Source organism: Hydrogenophaga defluvii, from assembly GCF_042665235.1.
Taxonomy (GTDB): Bacteria; Pseudomonadota; Gammaproteobacteria; order Burkholderiales; family Burkholderiaceae_C; genus Hydrogenophaga; species Hydrogenophaga defluvii_A.
Genome location: NZ_JBHTBZ010000013.1, coordinates 71,356 through 91,183, shown reverse-complemented (window position 1 = coordinate 91,183; position 19,828 = coordinate 71,356). Strand labels below are relative to the sequence as shown.

The following is a 19,828-nucleotide window of genomic DNA, read 5'->3' as shown; positions in this document are numbered from 1 at the left end:
TGCGCAGCGTGTCGTTGCGAGGGTTTACCCGATGGCGCCCGGGCGGGGCTGGGTTCAGTTTCTCGCGTGGGACAGTTGCAGGCTGTCCACCCCTTCCAGTTGGCGCAGGAGGCGCGAAAGTTCGAACAGCGAACCCGCCTCAGGGCGGCTGGTGTTGGCCACCATGACGAACTGCCAGGTCACGTGGTGGTGTTGGCGGGCGATGTGCAACGAGCCCTCGGCCACGCTGTAGCCCCACGACCGCATGAGTTGACGCATGCCCCGCTCATCGGGCTCAACACCACTGCCAAAGCCCAGGGTGACGCCCAACGCACGCCGGGAGGGCAGACGCATTTCCAGTTTGGACCCCCACATCATCAGCGACGCCGACAGCAGCGACAGCAGGATGGCGGCGGCATAAAACCCCACGCCCACCAGCACGCCGATGGCCGACGAAGCCCAGATCGAAGCGGCGGTTGTGAGGCCGCTGATGTTCATGCCCTCTTTCATGATGACGCCCGCGCCCAGAAAACCGACGCCGGTGACGATGCCCTGCACCACCCGGGTGGGGTCCACCGGCGGCAGGCCCGCGTGCTCCAGCCCACCCCACCAGAAACCGGGGTAGCCCGAAAACACCGTCAGCGCGGCCGAGGCCATGCACACGATGCCGTAGGTGCGCATGCCGGCGGCACGGCCGTGGTACGAGCGCTCGTAGCCCACCAGCAAGCCCAGCAACAAGGCGCCCACGAGGTTGGCGAACACCAGCAGGTTCACTTCAACGAGGGGCGCACTCCAGTAGGACTGGAACAGGGGCAGCGTGTTCATGGCACTTCTCCTTGGCGTGTACCATCATGCCCACTTTGGTGCCTGCGGAAAACCCCGAGCACCCGGCTCATAAATCAGTAGATAATGATATTTGAGTGGGGCGCCCAGTTGCACGTGGGCCACCCGCAGACGGGTCGAGTTGTGTTTGGGACTGCGTTTTTTCTTTCTTCTCTGGAGATGTTCATGAAACAAGTGTTTGTGATGGCTGCCGCCGCCGCTGCCATGGTTGTTGCTTCCCCCGCCATGGCCAACCTGGCCCTGGCGCAAAAGAACGCCTGCATGGCCTGCCATGCGGTGGACAAGAAGCTGGTGGGCCCCTCCTACCAGGACGTGGCCAAAAAGTACGCCGGCAAGAGCGCCGACGAACTGGCCAAGAGCATCAAGGCGGGCGGCTCCGGCAAATGGGGCGCCGTGCCCATGCCCGCACAGGCTGCGCTGAGCGACGCCGATGCCAAGACCCTGGCCGCCTGGATCCTCGGCGGCGCGAAATAAGTCTGGCCAAGGCCTGTGAACCAGGCGAGCCCGGCTGACCACGGTCGCCAGGCTTGCGCCCGGTCATCCAACGCCCGCAGCGATAGCCGCGGGCGTTTTTTTTGACGTGGCACAAACAAGGCTGCGATGCGGGGTACGAACAGCGTGATATACCTTCATCCTGAAAGATATTTTGCAAATGGTGTCGGGCCAAGGGCTGGGCACAAGGGGCATTTTTGCTACTTGGGGCGCCCCTGGGGCGCCGTGACAGACTGATTGGAGAGCCTTCCGGATGGCCGAATCCAGCGATGAGTTGTTTGCCTTCGAGGACGAGGCGCCCGCCGATGGGGTGGCGGGCGGGCGTCGCGCTGCACGCGAGTGGAAGGTGCTGGTCGTGGACGATGACGCGGATGTGCACCAGGCCACGCTCTTTGCCCTGCAAGACGTTCAGGTGTTCGGGCGGTCCATAAGTTTTCTGCACGCCCACAACGCGGCCGAGGCAAGGCGGTGTTTGCTGGACACGCCCGACCTCGCGCTGGTGCTGCTTGATGTGGTGATGGAGACCGAAAACGCCGGTCTGGAGCTGGTGGACTTCATCCGCAACGAGGCCGGCCTGACCGCCACCCGCATTGTGCTGCGCACCGGTCAGCCGGGTTATGCGCCCGAGCACGAAACCATTCTTCGCTACGACATCAACGACTACAAGACCAAGTCGGAACTGACCCGCCACAAGCTGCTCACCACGCTGACCACCGCCATCCGCTCCTACGAGCAGATCTGTGCGATTGAGGCCCACCGCAGCGGGCTGGAGCTGATCGTGCGCTCGAGCGCCGATTTCATGGAAGAGGGGGGGCTGCACACGTTTGCGCAGGGCGTCATCACCCAGCTGGCCGCCTTGTTGGGCACCCAACCCGAAGGCCTGGTGTGCGCCCAGGTGGAGCGAGGCGGGCGCGAGTACCGCGTGCTGGCGGCGGCAGGCCAGTTTTCGGCGCTCATCGACCGGCCGCTGGACACCCTGCCCGATGCCGACGTGCGTGCCCTGTTGGAGCGTTCGCTGCAACGACACGAGAACGTGTTTTCCCCAGCCGGTGTTGCGCTTTACGTGGGCTACCGCAACGGCAGCGACATGGCGGTTTTCATCGACACCCAGCAGACCCCCGAGAGCACCGACCGCAGCTTGCTCGACGTGTTCTGCTTCAACATCGGCAACCTGCTGCGCAACCGCCACCTGATGCAGCGCCTGCACGAGTTCGCGTTCTACGACCAGCTGGTGGGCTTGCCCAACCGCGCCAGTTTTGTCGATGCCCTGGACCGCCAGATCGCGGCCGGGGCAGAAGGGCATGCGCTGGCGTTGGTGGACATCGACGACTTCAGCGCCACCAACGACGTCATGGGGCACCGTTTTGGCGACCTGCTGCTCAGCGCGGTGGCCCAGCGCCTGCGTGAAAGCCTGCCGTTGCACACGGTGCTGGCACGCATCGGCAGCGACATATTTGGCGTGCTGGGGCCCAAAGCCGTGGTCAACCCCGACGCCCTGATGGCCGCCGCGCGTGTGCCGCTGAACATCGAAGGCATTGCGCACAAGTTGTCCATCACCTGTGGCTACGTGCAATTGCAGGGCGATGCCAGCGCGGGCGTGGACCTGATCAAGGACGCCAGCATTGCCCTTAAGCGGGCCAAAAAAGACCACAAGGGCCATTACGTCACCTTCTCGGCGCACCTGGGTGCCGAGGCGCGCGCGCGCGCGCTCATGCTGGCCGAGCTGCGCGCCGCCTTCGAGACCGAGCGCCTCTACCTCGTCTACCAGCCCCAGGTGGACTTGAGCACCCACGAACTGATCGGGCTGGAAGCGCTGATCCGCTGGCGCACCGAGGATGGTCGCTTTGTGCCGCCCGATCAGTTCATCCCGGTGGCCGAACGCTCCGGTTTGATGGCGCCGCTGGGCCAATGGGTCATGACCTCGGCGTGCATGATGATGCGTGACCTCCTCGACCTGGGCTTGGCGCCGCGGCGCATCGCCGTCAACGTGTCGGTGGTGCAGTTGCAAGACCCCGCCTTCACCGACCACGTCGCCCAGGCCCTGAACGTCAGTGGCCTGGAAGGCCGGCACCTGGAGCTGGAGATCACCGAGTCGGTGGCGGTGTTGCCAACGGCCTACCTCGAAACCACGCTCGCCGGCCTGCGGGCACAAGCCATTGCCATCGCCATCGACGACTTTGGCACCGGCTACTCGTCGCTGAGCTACCTGGAGCGCCTGCCGCTGGACCGCATCAAGATCGACCGCACGTTTGTGCGCCAGATCACCGAGGCCAAGGGCCCGCGTATCGCCGAGATGGTCACCCAACTGGGCCGCAAGCTGGGCTTGAAGGTGCTGGCCGAAGGCATTGAAGACGCCAGCGTCTGGGCGGCGCTGGTGGCCATGGGCTGCCATGATGGCCAGGGCTACCACATTGCCCGACCCATGGACAAGGAACAGCTGCTGGCCTGGTTGCGCCAGCGACGGGACGGCCCCGCCGCCGAGTGACCCACTGGAGGACGCCCTGATGCCCCCCCTGACGCGCCGCGATGTTCTTCTGGGCACCCTGTCGACAAGCGCCCTGGGGCTGGTGGGCTGCGACAGCGCGCCCATCAAAATCGGTTTTGTGGGCGGGCTCACCGGTCGCACCGCCGACCTGGGGTTGGCCGGCCGCGACGGCGCGCTCCTGGCCCTGGAACAAGCCAATCTGGCCGGTGGTGTGGGTGGGCGCCAGCTGGCGTTGCTGACCGCCGACGACCAGCAAAACCCCGACACCGCCGCCGCCGCCTTTCAGACCCTGCGCGAGGCGGGTGTGGCGCTCATCGTCGGCCCCATGACCAGTGCCATGGCCATGGCCATGGTGCCCCTGGCCAACGCTGCGGGCCTGGTCATGGTGTCGCCCACCGTGACCACCAGCGCGCTCACCGGCCTGGACGACCACTTTTTCCGGGTCATTTCCTCCACCCGGGAATACGCGCAGGCCAGCGCCCGTTTTCATGCGCAGCGCAGCAAATTGCTGCGGGTGGCGGCGGTGCTGGACATGTCCAACGCCGCCTACACCGAGCGCTGGCTGGACGACTTCGAGACCGAGTTTCGCGCGCTGGGCGGGGAAGTGGTGGCCAGGGAGGGTTACCGCTTCAAGCCCGGGATGGCTTTCGCCGATTTGGCCCGCAGTGCCCTGGCCAGCCAGCCCGACGGGCTGTTGCTGTTGACGGGTGCGGTGGACGCCGCCCAGCTGATACAGCAGGTGCGCAAGCTGCAGCCCAGCCTGCCGCTGATGACCGCCGAATGGGCGGCCACCGAACAACTGCTGGAGCTCGCGGGTGGTGCCGCCGAAGGGGTGGTGGCGGCGCAGTTCCTGGACCGCACCAACACCGCGCCCGCCTACCGCCAGTTTCGGCTGGCGTACCAGCAACGCTTCGGCAACCCGTCCGGCTTTGCCGACCTGGCCGGCTTTGATGCCATGCGTGTGGCCTTGCAGGCTTTGGGTGCGCAGCAGCGCGGCGAGCACCTCAGGCAAACCTTGCTGCGGGTGCGCCAGTTTGAAGGCACGCAGCAGGTGGTGGCGTTCGATGCCACCGGCGATGCGGTGCGGCAGACCTACATCACGGTGGTGAGGCAGGGCCGCTACGAGGTGCTCGCTTGAGCCGCTTCGGCGGGCCTTGGCGCCTGCGCACTTTGCTGGTGGGCCAGTTTCTGGGCGCCATGCTGGTGGCCTTGGTGGTGCTGACCTTGATGATGATCTTCTGGCGCCTGCCGCTGGCGCAGCAGCAAACCCAGGACGAACAGGCGCGTGTGGCCGACCTGGCGCTGGCCAACATGGAGCATGGCCTGGACAACACCCAGGCCCTGATGTCCACCCTGACCGGGCTGGCCGACTCGGCCGGTGGCCCGGCTGCCGCCATCGCCGCCGATGTGTTCGCGGTGGCCACGCGGCAACTGCTGTTGGGCGACAACCTGCTCGACGGCGTCTACCTGCTGGACGACACCCTCACCCTGCGCGCGGCCTTGTTGCGCCACGGGGTGGTGGCGCAGGCGGGCGAATGGGTGGGCAACGACCTCAGTGCGGTGGCGGTGCTGCGCACGGCGCGCGAGCAGGGCACCTTGCAGTGGAGCGCACAATTTCTTTCGCCCATACAGGGGCGGCCGGTGGTGGCGGTTGCGGTGCCTTTTGCGGGCGGCGTGTTGCTGGGCGAACTCTCCATGGACCGCCTGGTGAGCCTGACCAACCGGCCCAACCAGCGCGATGGCCTCTTGCTGCTGGCGGTGGACAACCGGGGTGCCCTGGTGTCGGCGCCCAACTTGCAGATGGTGCGCGAACGCACCAACCTCATGAACCTGCCGCTGGTGCAAGCCGCGCTGCGCGGCGAACAGGCCAGCGGGCGTTTTGAGTTTGACGGGCAACCCTACCAGGGCACCGCCCGCCTGTCCCATCGCCTCGGATGGGGTTTGCTGGTGGCCTATCCCGAATCGGTCGCGTTGGCATCGCGGGATGCGGCCATCCTGATCGCGGTGGTCACGCTGTCGCTGGCGCTAGCCGTGGGCGTGGCCACGGCGGTGTGGCTGACCCACCGCATCGAGCGGGTGGTGCACGGCGCCATGGCGTTTGCGCACCGCATAGCGGCGGGGCAGTACGACGGGGCACCCCAAAGCAGCGGCATTGCCGAGCTGGAACGCCTGGGCACCGACTTGCAGCAGGTCGCTCAGGCCATTGCGCAGCGCGAACACCAGCTGGCCGACCAGGACAGGCGCTTTCGCGAGCTGGTGGAACACACCGCCGACCTGGTGATCGAGCTGGACCGCCATGGCACCGTGACCTACGCCAACCCCAGCGCCGAGTTGGTGCTGGGGCAGCCAGGGTTGCCGGCACGTGGTCGCGCCATCGTCGATCTGGTGGAGCCCGACGAGCGCACCATGGTGCAAGAGTTTGTGGTGGCGGGAAGCCAATTGCGCCGCCCCACCTACCGCCAGGACTTGCGCATGCTCACTGCGGGCGGGGCGGTGCGCGACATCGCCTGGAGCTCCAGCGTGGACCGCAACGCCGAGGGGGGCTTCGAGGGTTTCCGCTGCATTGGCATCGACGTCACCAGCCAGCGTGCGGCCGAGGCGGCGGTGCGCCGCAGCGAGGAACGCTTGCGCACCATTCTCGACAGCACGCCCGCGCTGGCGGTGCAGTGGTTTGACACCGAAGGCCGCGTGCTGGAGTGGAACACCGCCTCTGCCGCGCTGTTGGGCTGGTCGAAAGACGAAGCGATGGGGCGGCGGCTGGAGGAGCTGATCTACTCCCCCCAGCAACAGCGGGACTTCATGCACATCCTGGCCGAGGTGGGGCGCACCGGGCAACCCTACGGACCCTACGAAGGCGAGGTGCATGACCGCGCCGGGCGGGCGCGCTGGCTGTTGTCCACCACCATTGGTGTGCCGGGCGACGTGGCGCGGGGCGAGTCGCCCATGATATTTGTCTGTCTGGACGTGGACATCAGCGACCGCAAACGCGCCGAAGCCGCGTTGCTGGACCTCAACGCCCAGTTGGAGGGCCGCATCGAAGAGCGCACACGCAGCCTGTCCATCGCCAACACCGAACTGGAGCAGGCGCTGCAGACGGTGCAACTGGCGCAGGAGCGGCTGGTGGCGTCGCAAGACCGCCTGGTGCAGTCTGAAAAACTGGCCTCGCTGGTGGCGGGGGTGGCACACGAGCTCAACACGCCCATAGGCAACGGGCGCATGGCGGTGTCCACCCTGAAAGAGCGGGTCGGGCAGTTCCGCCGCCAAATTGAACAAGGCCTCAAGCGCTCCGATCTGGAGGCGTTTGTGTCCCATGTTGACACCGGCGGCGACATCGCCCTGCGCAACCTGGAACGCGCCAGCGAACTGCTCAGCAGCTTCAAGCAGGTGGCGGTGGACCAGACCAGCGACCAGCGGCGGCGGTTCCGCTTGCGCGAGGTGGTGGACGAGATCGTGCTGACCCTGCAGCCCACCTTCAAACGCAGCGCCCACGCGTTGGTGTGCCGCGTGCCCGATGAGATTGAACTCGACAGCTACCCGGGCGCGCTGGGCCAGGTGCTCACCAACCTGATTCAGAATGCCCACATCCACGGGCTGGACGGCATCGAGCGCGGGCGCATCGACATCGCTGCCGAGGTGCGTGCAAGCGAGGTCTGCCTGTCGGTGGCGGACAACGGCCATGGCATCCCCGAAGCCAACCGCCGCCATGTGTTCGATCCCTTCTACACCACCAAACTGGGGCATGGCGGCAGCGGCTTGGGCCTGCCCATTGTGCGCAACATCGTCGCCGGTGCACTCGGTGGGCACATCGACTTCCGCCATCCGGACGAAGGGGGTGTGGTGTTCGAGGTGGTGATTCCGCTGACCGCGCCGGTGGCCCCCGCCACCGAAGCGGCGGCCGTTTGAGTGCTGGGGGCGTTGGCCGCACAGCCCTTGCCCACGTGATTTTCGAAGGAGTCAGGATGTTTTTGAGATCGACACAACATGGCGCCGCCGGTGTGTGTGGGATGGTTGTGGCGCTGGTGTTGGGCCTGGCACCTGCCGCATGGGCGCAGGGCGCCAGCGCTGCCGCGCCCACAGGCAGCCGCTTGCAGCACATCCAGGCCAGCAAAAAACTGCGCGTGTGCATCTGGCCTGACTACTACGGCATCAGCCTGCGCAGCCCGCGCACGCAGCAACTGGCCGGTGTCGATGCCGATCTGGCACTGGAGTTGGGCAAGGACCTGGGTGTGGCGGTGGAATTTGTGGACAGCTCGTTCGCACGCCTGGTGGGTGACGTGACCGGCAACCTGTGTGACGTGGCGATGTTCGCGGTCGGCGTCACGCCCCAGCGGGCCGAGAAGCTGTTGTTTGCGCGGCCCACCCTGGCCAGCGATATCTACGCCATCACCACACGCAGCAACCGGCGCATCAAGTCGTGGGACGACATCGACAAGCCCGGGGTGGTGGTGGCTGTGATGAAAGGCACCCTGCACGAGCCGGTCATGCGGGCCCGCCTGAAGGCCGCCACCTTGCTGGTGGTGGACACCCCGATGGCGCGCGAGCAGGAAGTGGAATCGGGCCGTGCCGATGTGTTCATGACCGACTTCCCGTACAGCCGGCGGATGCTGGAGACCACCGACTGGGCGCGCCTGATCTCGCCCACCAGCACGTACCACATGACCGAGTACGCCTACGCCGTGGCGCCGGGGGATCTGCCCTGGTTCAACCGCGTCGAGCAGTTTGTGCGCGACATCAAACGCGATGGCCGTCTGTTGCGTGCGGCCAGCCGCTACCGGCTGGAGTCAATCGTCGTGCCGAACTGATGGCCCAGTTGGCCGGACGAACCTTTGGCCCGCCCGCGGACGACCCGCGCCCGGCGGTGCGTTACCAGTGGCTGGCGCGGCTGTTCATGGGGCTGTTCCTGGTCACGGTGCTGGGTGCGGTGGGCTATGCCGTGTGGCGCGACCGCGAGGTGCAGCTGGAGCAGCAGTTGGCGCGCGCCCAGGGCAACGTGCTGATCTTTGAGGACGAGATCGGCCAGACCCTGCAACTCGTGGAAAACACCTTGCGTGCCCTGCCCGAAGTCTCGGGCGAACCTTTGGCCAGCGCGTCGCCGCAGTGGTTGTATGGCGTGTTGCGGCGCTTGCAGCACAGCCAGCCCGCCCTGCGTTCTTTGTCCATCCTCGACAGCAGTGGCCGGGTTCGGGCCAGTTCGCAGCCCAACAACCTGGGGGCGGTGATCGATACCCTGGGTTTTTTGCCGGCCGACCGCGCCACCGGCGAGTCGTCTGTCTTGCGCGTGGGGCCAGTCTGGGAGGGGCGCGACATCGGCGAGGCCCGCCCCACGCTGGCCGAGCAGCCGGGTGACCCGGCCAAGCCTTATTTTGTGCCTTTGCTGCTGCGCATGGGCGAGGGCGACGAAGCCGTCTGGCTGGTGGCCGCGCTCAACCCGGACTACCTGCTCGGGCGCATGGAACGCTTTCACCGCCCCGACAGCGACCGCGTGCACGTCGCCCGGCTCGACGGCCGGGTGCTGTTCAGCACCGATGACAGCCCCAACGGCGGCCCCTATCCCTTTGACGACCTGTTGCCCGACATCCTGACCCACGAACTCGGCACCGACGAAGGCGATGCGCTGAGCGCCTACCGCACCCTCAAGGCCTACCCGTTGTTTGTGTCGGTGCGGGTGGACCGCTTGGCGGTGCTGGCCGACTGGCGCCGCAAGTCGGCGGTGATCGGCTTGGTGACCTTGCTGGGGCTGGCCAGCGTGCTGGCGGGTTACCTGTGGCTGATGCGCCGGGTGCGCGCCGGCGAACAGGCCGAGGCCTTGCAGCAGGCCACCATCGTGCGGCTGTCGCAGGCGCTGGAGCAAAGCCCCAGTGGCATGCTGATCGTCAACGACCAGGGCCGCATCGAATACAGCAACCCTTTCTTGCGCCAGATGACGGGCTATTCAGCGGCCGAGCTGCAAGGGCGCACGCCCGCGCTGCTCGATGGTGGCCGGGTGGACAAGGCGCGTTACCTGGCGGTGCTGGCGCAGTTGAAGGCGGGCCACATCTGGCGTGGTGAACTGCTGCGCCGGCGCCGCGATGGCCAGGTCTACCCCGCCCACGTGGTGGCGGCACCCCTGCGCGACGTGTCGGGGCACATCACCCATTTTGTGAGTGTGGAGCACGATCTCACGCAGGAGAAGCGGACCCTGGCCGAGCTGGCCCAGGCGCGCGACCATGCCGAGGCGGCCACACGCGCCAAAAGTGCCTTCCTGGCCAACATGAGCCACGAGATCCGCACCCCCATGAACGGGGTGATCGGCATGGTCAGCCTGCTGCTGGATTCGCGGCTGGACCCCGAGCAGCGCGACCAGGCGCAGACCATCCGCGAGAGCGCCGAGTCGCTCTTGCACCTGATCGACGACATCCTGGACTTCTCCAAGGTCGAGGCCGGCAAACTGGTGTTGGCCAGCGCCGCGCTGTCGCCGGCCGAGCTGTGCCGAACCTGCGCGCGCCGCCTGCAGGTGACCGCACAGGGCAAAGGCCTGCGGCTGGCGTTGGCGTTGGCAGACGACGTGCCACCGGCGGTGCTGGGCGATGCCCAGCGTCTGCAACAGGTGCTGGTCAATCTGTTGGGCAATGCCATCAAGTTCACGGCGGCGGGGCAGGTGGTGCTGCGTTTGCAGCGTCTGGCACCGGCCTGCACTTCAGACACAGGCGCGGAACCTGGTGCGACGCTGCGCTTTGAGGTGCAAGACGAGGGCATAGGCATCGCACCGGAGGCGCAGCAGCAGTTGTTCCAGCCCTTCACCCAAGTGGACAGTTCCAGCTCGCGTGCTTTTGGCGGCACCGGCTTGGGCCTGTCCATCAGCCGCCAACTGGTGGAGGCCATGGGGGGACGCATCGGCGTGCACAGCGCGCCGGGTGCGGGGGCCACGTTCTGGTTTGAGCTGACCCTGCCCTTGGCATCACCCGTGGTGGCCCCGCTCAGCAGCCACCCTGCGCCCGCCGTGGCCTTGCCCCGCCTGACAGGGCGTGTGTTGCTGGTGGAAGACCAGCCGGTGAACCAGAAACTGGCGCTGGCGGTGCTGGGCCGGGTGGGCCTGGAGGCGGTGCTGGCGCAGAACGGCCGGGAAGCGCTGGACCGTTTGCGTGCAGAACGCTTCAACCTGGTGCTGATGGACTGCCAGATGCCGGTGATGGACGGCTTTGAGGCCACCGAACGCCTGCGTGCGGGCGAGGCGGGCGAGGCCGCGCAGACGGTGCCCGTGCTGGCCCTCACCGCCAACGTGATGGCCGAAGACCTGGAGCGCTGCCGCGCCAGCGGCTTCGATGGGCACGTGCCCAAGCCCTTCACCATGAAGGGCTTGCATGCCGCCCTCGTGCCCTGGTTGCCGGCCACATCGACCGAAGCGGCGGCGTCCTGATCTGAACCGGGTGGGCGGGGGCCTGGGCTCAGGCCGCCTGCATGGCAGCGGCCTGTTCCAGCGCGCGGTGCGGGGCAGCTTGGCAGTTGCGCACCACGGATTGCAGCTCATGCACCTTCAGCGGCTTGGTGAGAAAACCGTTGACACCGGCCTGTTCGGCCTCGCGCCGGGCCTCTTCCAGCGCGTTCGCCGTGAGTGCCACCACCGGCACCTGTCCGCGCGGTGCGGGCAGGGCGCGGATGTGCCGTGTGCTCTCCAGCCCGTCCATTTCGGGCATGTGGAGGTCCATCAGCACGAGATCGAAGGCCTGTGCCTGCACCGCCTCCAGCGCCAGCCGCCCGTTGACCGCCTGAACCACCTCATGCCCCATTTTCTGCAACAGGGCGGTGGCCAATTTGAGGTTGATGGGGTGGTCGTCCACCACCAACACCTTCAGCACCTGGGCCGCCGGTGAGCCGGCGGTGGCGGTGGCCATGTCGCCCCCCTCGGCGGTTGCCAGCACGGGCGCCGGCGGTGGCAAGGTGTTGGCAAAGCAGGGCGCCACGCTGGCCTCCACCGTGGTGGGCAGGCGCAGGGTGAAGGTGCTGCCTTGTCCTTCGCGGCTCTCCACCTGCAGGCTGCCACCCATGAGTTCTGCCAGGGCACGCGAGATGTTCAGGCCCAGGCCCGAGCCGCCACGGCGCCGGTTGAGGCGCGACTCGACCTGGAAAAAACGCTCGAACAGGCGTGCCACCGACTCGGCCGACATGCCGATGCCGGTGTCGCGCACGGTGAACACCAGTTCGATGGTGTCGGCCGACAGCCCCGGTTGAACGGCCACTTCGAAGCCCACGCTGCCGTGTTCGGTGAACTTGACGGCGTTGCTCAGCAGGTTGAACAGCACCTGCCGGGTGCGGGTGGGGTCCAGTCGCACGGCAAGCGGCAACGAGGGAGGCATCTGGACATCAAACTGCAGACCCTTGTCACGCGCCTGTGCGGCCATGGGGGTGACCACGTCGCGCAACACGCGTGGCAGTTCGATGGCTTCGGGCGTCACCTTGAGCTTGCCCTCCTCAATGGCCGCCATGTCCAGGATGTCGTTGAGCAGCGTCAGCAGGTGTTGTGCGGAATCGGCGGCGGTGTGCAGGTAGTCGCGCTGGCGCGCATCCAGTGGGGTTTCGTGCAGCAATTGCAGCATGCCCAGCATGCCGTTGAAGGGCGTGCGCAGTTCGTGGCTCATGTTCGCCAGGAAGTGGCCCTTGGTCACGTTGGCCTGCTCCGCCAGATGGCGCGCGATGTCCAGTTCGCGGTTGAGCTGCTCCAGTGCCAGCCGCTCGCGCTCCTGGCGCCGCTGGCGCACCACGATGGTCGCGGCCACACTCAGCAGCAGCAGGGCTTGGGCGGCAAACAGGCCCACGATCATCCGGCTCTGGCCGCGCAGGGTGCTGATCTGGTGCTGCATCTGGCGCGAGATCATGGCGTTGGACGCGAAAGACAAGGCCTGCACTTCGGGGCCGATCGCATCCATGTCCTGGGCGAGGGTGGCCCAGTTGCTGCGGTGCGCTGCCGGGTTGTCCAGCCAGGGTTGAATGCGCTCGGCCAGCACCTGCAGATGTGGCAGGGCCGCCTGGTATTCAGGCGTTTCACGCAGGCGGTCCACGCTGGGGCTGGTCAGCAGCAGGTCCAGGCGGCTTAAAAAGATGTCGAGGCGCAGCGTCAGGGCGTCCCAGTCGGTGCTGGCTTCGTCTGCTTCGCCAGCCAATGCCACGCCGCCGCGCATGCGCAGGAATTCACGCTCCAGCTGAAACACCAGCGCGGTGACCGAGTCGGCTTGCAACTGTGCGGCCTCCTCCGCGAGTCGGGCCTGGCGCAAAAAGATGCCCATCAGCACCAGCAGCCCGGCCAGCATCAGGGCGGTGGCCAGACCGAGCCACGCCCAGAAGCGTTGCGTGGCTTTGCGCCGCTGCATGGGCCTCAGTCGATTTCCAGTCCGCCCAATTGCCAGATGGAACGCTCGTAGTAGACGGTGTTCTGCAGCGTCGGGTTGCTGTCAAACGGGTAGACAACAAACAGCGGCCCTTTGGTGCGCACGGGGATCGGCTTGTCGTTCATGCGGTGGGCCAGCATCAGGTCGAACTTGGTCGTGTCTTCCAGGGGAATGGTGATCTTGTAGTCGTTCAGTGCCACCGCTTTGAGCGTGCTGCCTTGGGCCTTGACGGCGGCCAGCACATCGCGCAGCAGCGGGCCGGAGAACTTCACCGGCGTTTTCTCCCACGGTGTCATGGTGGTGAAGGTCTTTTGGGGCAAGGCTTCGAGCATGGCCATGTCGAACACCGCCTTGCCCGCCCGATTGCTGGCGCCCAATTTGCCACTGACGGTCAGCACCACCTTGCCTTTGGGCGCGTCCAGGGCCCACGCGGCCGACGGCAGCAGGCCCGCCCAAGCGAGTGCCAGGGTGCTCCAAAGGGCGTGCAAAACGGGGCGGCGGGTGGGCATGTGGGTTTCCTTGGCAGGTTCTGCAAAATGACAACTCGTGGTTATCAATAGCAAAAAATTTGACAATGCGCGGAACTATAGCTTCTTTCCACCGCGATTTCCAGGCGTTTTCACTTTTAAATGATTTTATTGATTATAAATGCATTGATTTTAATATTTGTAAATCGCACTTTTTTTATTGAGCCTTGCTGCCCGGCTCGGGGTCGGGGCCTGGCGTGGTCGGGCCAAGGGGTGACTGAACGAATTGCGGCGAAAATACGGGCCTGGCCCCGATGGTGAAATCGGTAGACACAGCAGACTTAAAATCTGCCGCCCTTCATCGGGCGTACCGGTTCAAGTCCGGTTCGGGGCACCAGGCGACGTGACGGCCAGCCATTTTTGAGAGTACAGACCATGACCCCTTACGACGCCCCCTTCGAGATCCATGTCCACGGCGACGTGCCGCTGCGCGACGACGTGGCCTTTGCGCAGATTCAGGAAGCCCTCAAGCCGCTGTGGGCGTACGCCGGCGCCAAGTCGTTGGCCGACGGCGCGGCCAGCGCCTACGAAGACGAACCCGGCATCCGCTTTGACGCCCCTCAGCACCTGCTGCAAATCTGCTGGACGGTCAGTGGCGACGAGGACTTCCGCCAGGTGATCGAGGAAACCTGCATGGCGCTGAACGACATCGCCGCCGCCGGTGCCGCGCTGGAGGTGTCCTTCTACGACACCGAGTTCGACGAAGAGAACGAGGACGAAGAGGCCGAGTCGCGCGACGATTTCATGATGTGTTTTGTGGGCCCCACGCCGGCGGCCATCATGCAGGTGCAGCGCGACCTGCTGGTGCAGGACGTGGTGCACATCATGGAGCGCCACTTCGACGCGTCCGAATTGGGCGATGTGGTCGTGGCCATCGACAAGCTGTTCTCCAACCGATTTGATGCGCTGATCAATTCGATGCAGTTGGGCCGCCCGCCGCGTGGCCCCGGTGGGTCGGCGGGTGGGCATGGTGGCTCACGCAAGCCGCGCCACCTGCACTGACGACCTGATCCACCGACCCGACACATCGACAAATGGCCAACAGCCTGACCGGCGCGCTCAACCCCGGTGTGCGCCGCCGCGAGGTGCTGGGTTGGGCCATGTACGACTTTGCCAACTCTGGCTACACCACGGTTGTGCTCACGGCCGTGTTTGCCGCCTACTTCGTGGGCGGCGTGGCCGGCGGTGCGAACTGGGCCACCTTCGCTTGGACAGCCACCCTGAGCGTGTCTTACGCCATCGTGATGTTGACCATGCCCACCTTGGGTGCCTTGGCCGATTTGCGGGCCAACAAGAAGCAGTTGCTGCTGCTCAGCACCGTGGGGTGTGTGATGAGCACCGCCGCACTTGCGCTGGTGGGGCCGGGCGAGGTGGCGTTGGCTGTGGCACTGCTCATCCTGTCCAACCTCTTTTATTCGTGGGGCGATTCGCTGATCGCGGCCTTTTTGCCCGAACTGGCGCGTCCGCAGTCCATGGGGCGGGTCAGTGGCTGGGGCTGGAGCCTGGGCTATGTGGGTGGCATGCTGGCGCTGGGCCTGAGCCTGGGTTACGTGTTGTGGGCGCAAGCGCGCGGCTTGCCGGCCGCCCATTTTGTGCCGGTCACCATGCTCATCACGGCGGTGGTGTTTGCGGTGGCCGCGGTGTTCACCTTCACGTTGCTGCGTGAGCGCGCGCAAGCTAACCCCCAGGCCTTGGCCCAGAGCGGCCTGCGTGCATCGCTCGCACGTCTGCGGGCCACCTGGCGCCAGGCGCGCCACTACCGCGATTTCATGTGGCTCATGGGCTGCGCGGTGGCCTACCAGGGTGGCGTGGCGGTGGCCATCACCCTGGCCGCCATCTACGCTGAGCAGGTGGTGGGTTTTGCGCCCCAGGAAACCATGGTGCTGATCTTCGCCCTCAACATCGCCGCCGCGTTGGGGGCATTCGCTTTTGGCTACGGTCAGGACCGCGTCGGCCACAAGCGGGCCCTGGCCATCACGCTGGTGGGCTGGATCGTGACCTGCGTGGTCGCAGCGCTGTCGACCACCAAAGGCATGTTCTGGTATGCGGCGGTCATCGCCGGTCTGTGCATGGGGTCCAGCCAATCAGCGGGGCGGGCCATGGCCGGCCTGCTCGCGCCGCCCGCGCAGCGCGCCGAGTTTTACGGTTTGTGGAGCCTGGCCACCCGCCTGGCCAGCATCATCGGTCCGATGACCTACGGGGCCATCACTTGGGCCACGGGGGGCAACCACCGCTTGGCCATCCTGTCCACGGCCGCGCTGTTTGTGGTGGGCCTGCTGCTGCTGTGGCCGGTGAACATGGCGCGCGGTGAGCGTGCTGCGGCCCAGGCCCCCCAGTGAGCGCGCCGCTCAAATACCTCTCGGCCTATTCGCCCGAGTTGCAACAGCAGGCGCGTGGGCTGCTGGACGGCGGGCGCCTGGCGCCCTGGCTGCTGGCGCGCCACCCGCAACCCCACGGCAAACGCAACGACAGCGCGCTGTACACCCATGTGGAGGGCCTGCGACAAACCCACATGCGCCAGACGCCGCGCCTGGACCGCGTCTGTTTCGACAGCAAGCTGCACGTCGTGCAGCACGCCCTGGGCTTGCACACCCGCGTGTCGCGTGTGCAGGGCAACAAGCTCAAGTCGGCGCGCGAGATCCGCATCGGCTCCGTGTTCCGCGACGCGCCGCTGGCCTTTCTCGACATGATCGCGGTGCACGAGTTGGCCCACCTGCGCGAGCGTGAGCACGACAAAGCTTTCTACCGGCTGTGCCAGCACATGCTGCCCGACTACCACCAGCTGGAGCTGGAGTTGCGCCTGTACCTCACCCACCTGGAGGCGGGAGGTGAGCGGTTGTGGGCCGTGTCAGATCTGCCAGCGTGAGGCCGCTGCGGCGAGTTGCGTGACCGAGCCGGTGCCCAGCCACGCAACGGCTGGCAGCACCGGGCCGGTCGGGTCGGCCAGCCGGCCCGCGTTGGTCAACAGGCGGCGGGTTTGGCGGGCCACGGGTTCGCCGGTGTCCACCAGGGTCACGCCAGGCCCCAGCCGTTTTGCCAGTTGTTCGCGCACAAACACGTAGTGGGTGCAGCCCAGCACGAGGGTGTCGATCTCGCCGGCGCTGGTGCCGAAGTGGCCAAGCGCGCTCAGGTAGCGCTCGCACAAACCCTGAACCGGCCCCGGGTCGGTGGCCTGCTGTTCGATGGCCAGGGCCAAGCCATCGCAGGCTTGGGTGACGAATGTGGCCTGGCCGTCCAAAGAAGTGCGCAGTGCGGCGAACTTGGGGCTGCCCAGGGTGCCCCGGGTGGCCCAGACGCCCACCCGCCTTGTGCGTGTCACCGCGAGGGCGGGCTTGAGCGCAGGCTCCACGCCCACGATGGGCAGCAAGGGATGCTGCTGTCGCAACGCGTGGATGGCCGCCGCCGTGGCGGTGTTGCAGGCCACCACGAGGGCCTTGATGTGGTGGTCCCGGACCAGCCCCTCGGCGATGGCCAGCGACCGCGCGATCACGAACGCGTCGCCGCGTTCGCCGTAGGGCGCGTGGCCGCTGTCGGCGAAGTAGACATAGCGTTCGTGGGGCAACTCGGCGCGCAGCGCGCGCAACACGCTCAGGCCACCGACGCCGCTGTCAAAGACGCCGATGGGCGCGTGCGCCATCAACCCGCGATGGCGATGCCTTTGAACTCGCCCGAGGCGATGCGCTTGCTCCATTCGGCCGGGCCGGTGATGTGGGCGCTGGTGCCGCCCGAATCCACGGCCACCGTGACCGGCATGTCCACCACATCGAACTCGTAGATGGCTTCCATGCCCAGGTCCTCGAAGCCCACCACCTTGGCGGTCTTGATGGCTTTGGACACGAGGTAGGCGGCGCCGCCCACGGCCATCAGGTAGGCGCTCTTGTGCTGCTTGATGGCCTCGATGGCGACCGGGCCGCGTTCGGCCTTGCCGATCATGGCGATCAGGCCGGTTTTGGCCAGCATCATCTCGGTGAAGCCGTCCATGCGGGTGGCGGTGGTGGGGCCGGCGGGGCCCACGGCCTCGCCCTTGACCGGATCGACCGGACCCACGTAGTAGATGACGCGGTTGGTGAAGTCCACCGGCAGCTTCTCGCCCTTGGCCAGCATGTCCTGGATGCGCTTGTGTGCGGCGTCGCGGCCGGTCAACATCTTGCCGTTGAGCAGCAGGGTCTGGCCGGGCTTCCAGCTCGCCACTTCGGCGGGCGTGAGGGTGTCCAGGTTGACGCGCACGCTCTTGTCGGTGTCGGGTGCCCACTCGACCTTGGGCCACAGGTCCAGGCTGGGCGGGTCGAGGTAGACCGCGCCGCTGCCGTCCAGCACGAAGTGCGCGTGGCGGGTGGCCGCGCAGTTGGGGATCATGGCCACCGGCTTGCTGGCCGCGTGGGTGGGGTACATCTTGATCTTCACGTCCAGCACCGTGGTCAGGCCACCCAGGCCCTGCGCGCCGATGCCCAGGGCGTTGACCTTGTCAAACAGCTCCAGGCGCATCTCTTCCACGCGGTCGAGCTTTTCGCCTTTGGACGCCTTGGCCTGCAGCTCGTACATGTCGATGTCGTCCATCAGGCTTTCCTTGGCCATCAGCACGGCTTTCTCTGCCGTGCCACCAATGCCGATGCCCAGCATGCCGGGCGGGCACCAGCCGGCGCCCATGGTGGGCACGGTTTTCAGCACCCAGTCCACCACGTTGTCACCGGGGTTGAGCATGACCATCTTGCTCTTGTTTTCCGAGCCGCCGCCTTTGGCGGCCACGGTCACCTCCACCGTGTTGCCGGGCACCAGCTCGGTGAAGATCACCGCTGGCGTGTTGTCCTTGGTGTTCTTGCGCAGGAACTGCGGGTCAGCCACCACGCTGGCGCGCAGGGTGTTGTCCGGGTGGTTGTAGCCGCGGCGCACGCCTTCGTTGATGGCGTCGTCCAGGCTACCGGTGAAGCCTTCCCAGCGCACGTCCATGCCCACTTTCAGGAACACGTTGACGATGCCGGTGTCCTGGCAGATGGGGCGGTGGCCGGTCGCGCTCATCTTGCTGTTGGTCAGGATCTGCGCGATCGCATCCTTGGCGGCCGCGCTCTGCTCGCGTTCGTAGGCGCGGGCCAGGTGGGCGATGTAGTCGGCCGGGTGGTAGTAGCTGATGTACTGCAGGGCGCCGGCGATCGATTCGATCAGGTCGGCTTGGCGGATGGTGCTCATGGAAGTGCTCCGTGCGGTGGATATGTCAGGCGTCTGCTCCGTATTCACGGGAGCTGCGACGTGCGAAATGATCGAACCGGGGGACACCGCCGGGCCGGCTCTGCCGGACGGCTGGTGTCGCCCCTTGAGGGGGATGCGGCCACGCGAAGCGGGCAAGCGACGGGGTGGTCTGTGTCACTTCAGTGCTTGTCCGAATGCGACATCAGGCGGTCGGTGTAGGCGATGGCCATGGCGCTGAACAGGAAGGCAACGTGGATCAGCGTCTGCCACATCAGCACCTTCTCGTCGTAGTTGGCGGCGTTGATGAAGGTCTTGAGCAGGTGGATGGAGCTGATGCCGATGATGGACATGGCCAGCTTGACCTTGAGCACCGAGGCATTGACGTGGCTGAGCCACTCAGGCTGGTCGGGGTGGCTTTCCAGGTTCATGCGGCTCACAAAGGTTTCGTAGCCGCCCACGATGACCATGATCAACAGGTTGCTGATCATCACCACGTCGATCAGGGCCAGCACCACCAGCATGATGATGGTTTCGTTCAGGCCGGTCAGTTGCACGTCGCTCTTGTAGCCAATGCTGGCCACCAGCTTGTCCAGTGCGCCCTGGTTGCCAAAAGCGGCTTCCACGAGGTGCACCAGTTCGACCCAGAAATGGAACACGTAGATGGCTTGTGCGGCGATCAGACCGATGTAGAGCGGGAGCTGCAACCAGCGGCTGGCGAAGATGAGGTTGGGCAGGCTGCGCATGCTGGGCGCGGGCTTGTTTTGGGGGACTTTGGACATGGGTTGGAAGGTAGGGGAGAGCCCTGTTATTGTAGGTGGGCAGACCGCCACCAGCCTGTGGCTGGGGCGGCCGGCGCGGTGGCTGGGGGCTTGTGTAAGTGGCTCGTAAGAGCCCAGCCGCACAGTCCGTCCGGTCCGCAAATGCGACCCTGTCCGACAACATCCGAGGAGACCGAA

15 protein-coding genes and 1 tRNA gene are annotated in these 19,828 nt (G+C 66.3%); 10 read left to right on the top strand and 6 right to left on the bottom strand.

What is annotated here, in order from left to right; all coding sequences use genetic code 11:
* Positions 1 to 54: 54 nt before the first annotated feature.
* Entirely contained in the window at positions 55 to 804 is a 750-nt protein-coding gene (locus ACFQU0_RS05555) for an MgtC/SapB family protein (protein WP_382199136.1), read from the bottom strand.
* 183 nt (positions 805 to 987) lie between these two features.
* On the opposite strand from ACFQU0_RS05555, the gene ACFQU0_RS05550 reads away from it, so the two are divergent.
* The 6 genes from ACFQU0_RS05550 (at position 988) to ACFQU0_RS05525 (ending at position 11,195) form a co-directional block, all read left to right on the top strand.
* Positions 988 to 1,296 (top strand): c-type cytochrome, encoded by a 309-nt coding sequence (locus ACFQU0_RS05550; protein WP_382199134.1) that lies wholly within the window; start codon positions 988 to 990, stop codon positions 1,294 to 1,296.
* A gap of 271 nt (positions 1,297 to 1,567) precedes the next feature.
* Entirely contained in the window at positions 1,568 to 3,799 is a 2,232-nt protein-coding gene (locus ACFQU0_RS05545; RefSeq protein WP_382199133.1) for a putative bifunctional diguanylate cyclase/phosphodiesterase, read from the top strand.
* 19 nt (positions 3,800 to 3,818) lie between these two features.
* Positions 3,819 to 4,937, top strand: a complete 1,119-nt coding sequence (locus ACFQU0_RS05540) for an ABC transporter substrate-binding protein (RefSeq protein ID WP_382199132.1) — start codon at positions 3,819 to 3,821, stop codon at positions 4,935 to 4,937.
* A complete protein-coding gene (locus tag ACFQU0_RS05535; protein WP_382199131.1) occupies positions 4,934 to 7,702 on the top strand; it encodes a PAS domain S-box protein in 2,769 nt (922 codons plus the stop codon). Before ACFQU0_RS05540 ends, ACFQU0_RS05535 begins: the two co-directional genes overlap by 4 nt.
* Positions 7,703 to 7,758: 56 nt before the next feature.
* Positions 7,759 to 8,601 carry an ABC transporter substrate-binding protein gene (locus ACFQU0_RS05530; protein ID WP_382199130.1) on the top strand — a complete coding sequence of 281 codons (843 nt, stop codon included), beginning with the start codon at positions 7,759 to 7,761 and terminating at the stop codon, positions 8,599 to 8,601.
* Positions 8,601 to 11,195 (top strand): ATP-binding protein, encoded by a 2,595-nt coding sequence (locus tag ACFQU0_RS05525; protein ID WP_382199129.1) that lies wholly within the window; start codon positions 8,601 to 8,603, stop codon positions 11,193 to 11,195. Before ACFQU0_RS05530 ends, ACFQU0_RS05525 begins: the two co-directional genes overlap by 1 nt.
* 28 nt (positions 11,196 to 11,223) lie before the next feature.
* On the opposite strand, the gene ACFQU0_RS05520 is transcribed toward ACFQU0_RS05525, so the two are convergent.
* Together ACFQU0_RS05520 and ACFQU0_RS05515 are read right to left on the bottom strand one after the other, a co-directional pair.
* Positions 11,224 to 13,143 carry an ATP-binding protein gene (locus ACFQU0_RS05520; protein WP_382199128.1) on the bottom strand — a complete coding sequence of 640 codons (1,920 nt, stop codon included), beginning with the start codon at positions 13,141 to 13,143 and terminating at the stop codon, positions 11,224 to 11,226.
* A 5-nt stretch (positions 13,144 to 13,148) separates the two neighbouring features.
* Positions 13,149 to 13,670, bottom strand: coding sequence for a putative pterin-binding protein (locus ACFQU0_RS05515; RefSeq protein ID WP_382199127.1), 522 nt, complete (start codon positions 13,668 to 13,670; stop codon positions 13,149 to 13,151).
* A 266-nt stretch (positions 13,671 to 13,936) separates the two neighbouring features.
* On the opposite strand from ACFQU0_RS05515, the gene ACFQU0_RS05510 reads away from it, so the two are divergent.
* The 4 genes from ACFQU0_RS05510 to ACFQU0_RS05495 all read left to right on the top strand — a co-directional run bounded on the left by ACFQU0_RS05510 (position 13,937) and on the right by ACFQU0_RS05495 (position 16,554).
* A tRNA-Leu gene (locus ACFQU0_RS05510) sits at positions 13,937 to 14,025 on the top strand.
* A 38-nt stretch (positions 14,026 to 14,063) separates the two neighbouring features.
* Positions 14,064 to 14,690, top strand: a complete 627-nt coding sequence (locus ACFQU0_RS05505; protein WP_382199126.1) for a DUF6806 family protein — start codon at positions 14,064 to 14,066, stop codon at positions 14,688 to 14,690.
* Between the two features lie 32 nt (positions 14,691 to 14,722).
* Entirely contained in the window at positions 14,723 to 16,027 is a 1,305-nt protein-coding gene (locus ACFQU0_RS05500; protein ID WP_382199125.1) for an MFS transporter, read from the top strand.
* A complete protein-coding gene (locus ACFQU0_RS05495) occupies positions 16,024 to 16,554 on the top strand; it encodes a YgjP-like metallopeptidase domain-containing protein (RefSeq protein WP_382199124.1) in 531 nt (176 codons plus the stop codon). The genes ACFQU0_RS05500 and ACFQU0_RS05495 overlap by 4 nt, the downstream gene beginning before the upstream one ends.
* Here ACFQU0_RS05495 and murI read toward each other — a convergent pair.
* The 3 genes from murI to ACFQU0_RS05480 form a co-directional block, all read right to left on the bottom strand.
* Entirely contained in the window at positions 16,537 to 17,325 is a 789-nt protein-coding gene (murI, locus tag ACFQU0_RS05490; RefSeq protein WP_382199123.1) for a glutamate racemase, read from the bottom strand. The genes ACFQU0_RS05495 and murI overlap by 18 nt on opposite strands.
* Entirely contained in the window at positions 17,325 to 18,872 is a 1,548-nt protein-coding gene (locus ACFQU0_RS05485; RefSeq protein WP_382199122.1) for a fumarate hydratase, read from the bottom strand. Before ACFQU0_RS05485 ends, murI begins: the two co-directional genes overlap by 1 nt.
* Positions 18,873 to 19,051: 179 nt before the next feature.
* Entirely contained in the window at positions 19,052 to 19,651 is a 600-nt protein-coding gene (locus ACFQU0_RS05480; protein ID WP_382199121.1) for a TIGR00645 family protein, read from the bottom strand.
* Positions 19,652 to 19,828 lie beyond the last annotated feature (177 nt).

Bases quoted from the DNA above. Each gene is read 5' to 3' on its own strand.
- ACFQU0_RS05555 (WP_382199136.1), bottom strand. From the start codon at position 804: ATGAACACGCTGCCCCTGTTCCAGTCCTACTGGAGTGCGCCCCTCGTT.
- ACFQU0_RS05550 (WP_382199134.1), top strand. From the start codon at position 988: ATGAAACAAGTGTTTGTGATGGCTGCCGCCGCCGCTGCCATGGTTGTT.
- ACFQU0_RS05545 (WP_382199133.1), top strand. From the start codon at position 1,568: ATGGCCGAATCCAGCGATGAGTTGTTTGCCTTCGAGGACGAGGCGCCC.
- ACFQU0_RS05540 (WP_382199132.1), top strand. From the start codon at position 3,819: ATGCCCCCCCTGACGCGCCGCGATGTTCTTCTGGGCACCCTGTCGACA.
- ACFQU0_RS05530 (WP_382199130.1), top strand. From the start codon at position 7,759: ATGTTTTTGAGATCGACACAACATGGCGCCGCCGGTGTGTGTGGGATG.
- ACFQU0_RS05525 (WP_382199129.1), top strand. From the start codon at position 8,601: ATGGCCCAGTTGGCCGGACGAACCTTTGGCCCGCCCGCGGACGACCCG.
- ACFQU0_RS05520 (WP_382199128.1), bottom strand. From the start codon at position 13,143: ATGCAGCGGCGCAAAGCCACGCAACGCTTCTGGGCGTGGCTCGGTCTG.
- ACFQU0_RS05515 (WP_382199127.1), bottom strand. From the start codon at position 13,670: ATGCCCACCCGCCGCCCCGTTTTGCACGCCCTTTGGAGCACCCTGGCA.
- ACFQU0_RS05505 (WP_382199126.1), top strand. From the start codon at position 14,064: ATGACCCCTTACGACGCCCCCTTCGAGATCCATGTCCACGGCGACGTG.
- ACFQU0_RS05500 (WP_382199125.1), top strand. From the start codon at position 14,723: ATGGCCAACAGCCTGACCGGCGCGCTCAACCCCGGTGTGCGCCGCCGC.
- murI (WP_382199123.1), bottom strand. From the start codon at position 17,325: ATGGCGCACGCGCCCATCGGCGTCTTTGACAGCGGCGTCGGTGGCCTG.
- ACFQU0_RS05485 (WP_382199122.1), bottom strand. From the start codon at position 18,872: ATGAGCACCATCCGCCAAGCCGACCTGATCGAATCGATCGCCGGCGCC.
- ACFQU0_RS05480 (WP_382199121.1), bottom strand. From the start codon at position 19,651: ATGTCCAAAGTCCCCCAAAACAAGCCCGCGCCCAGCATGCGCAGCCTG.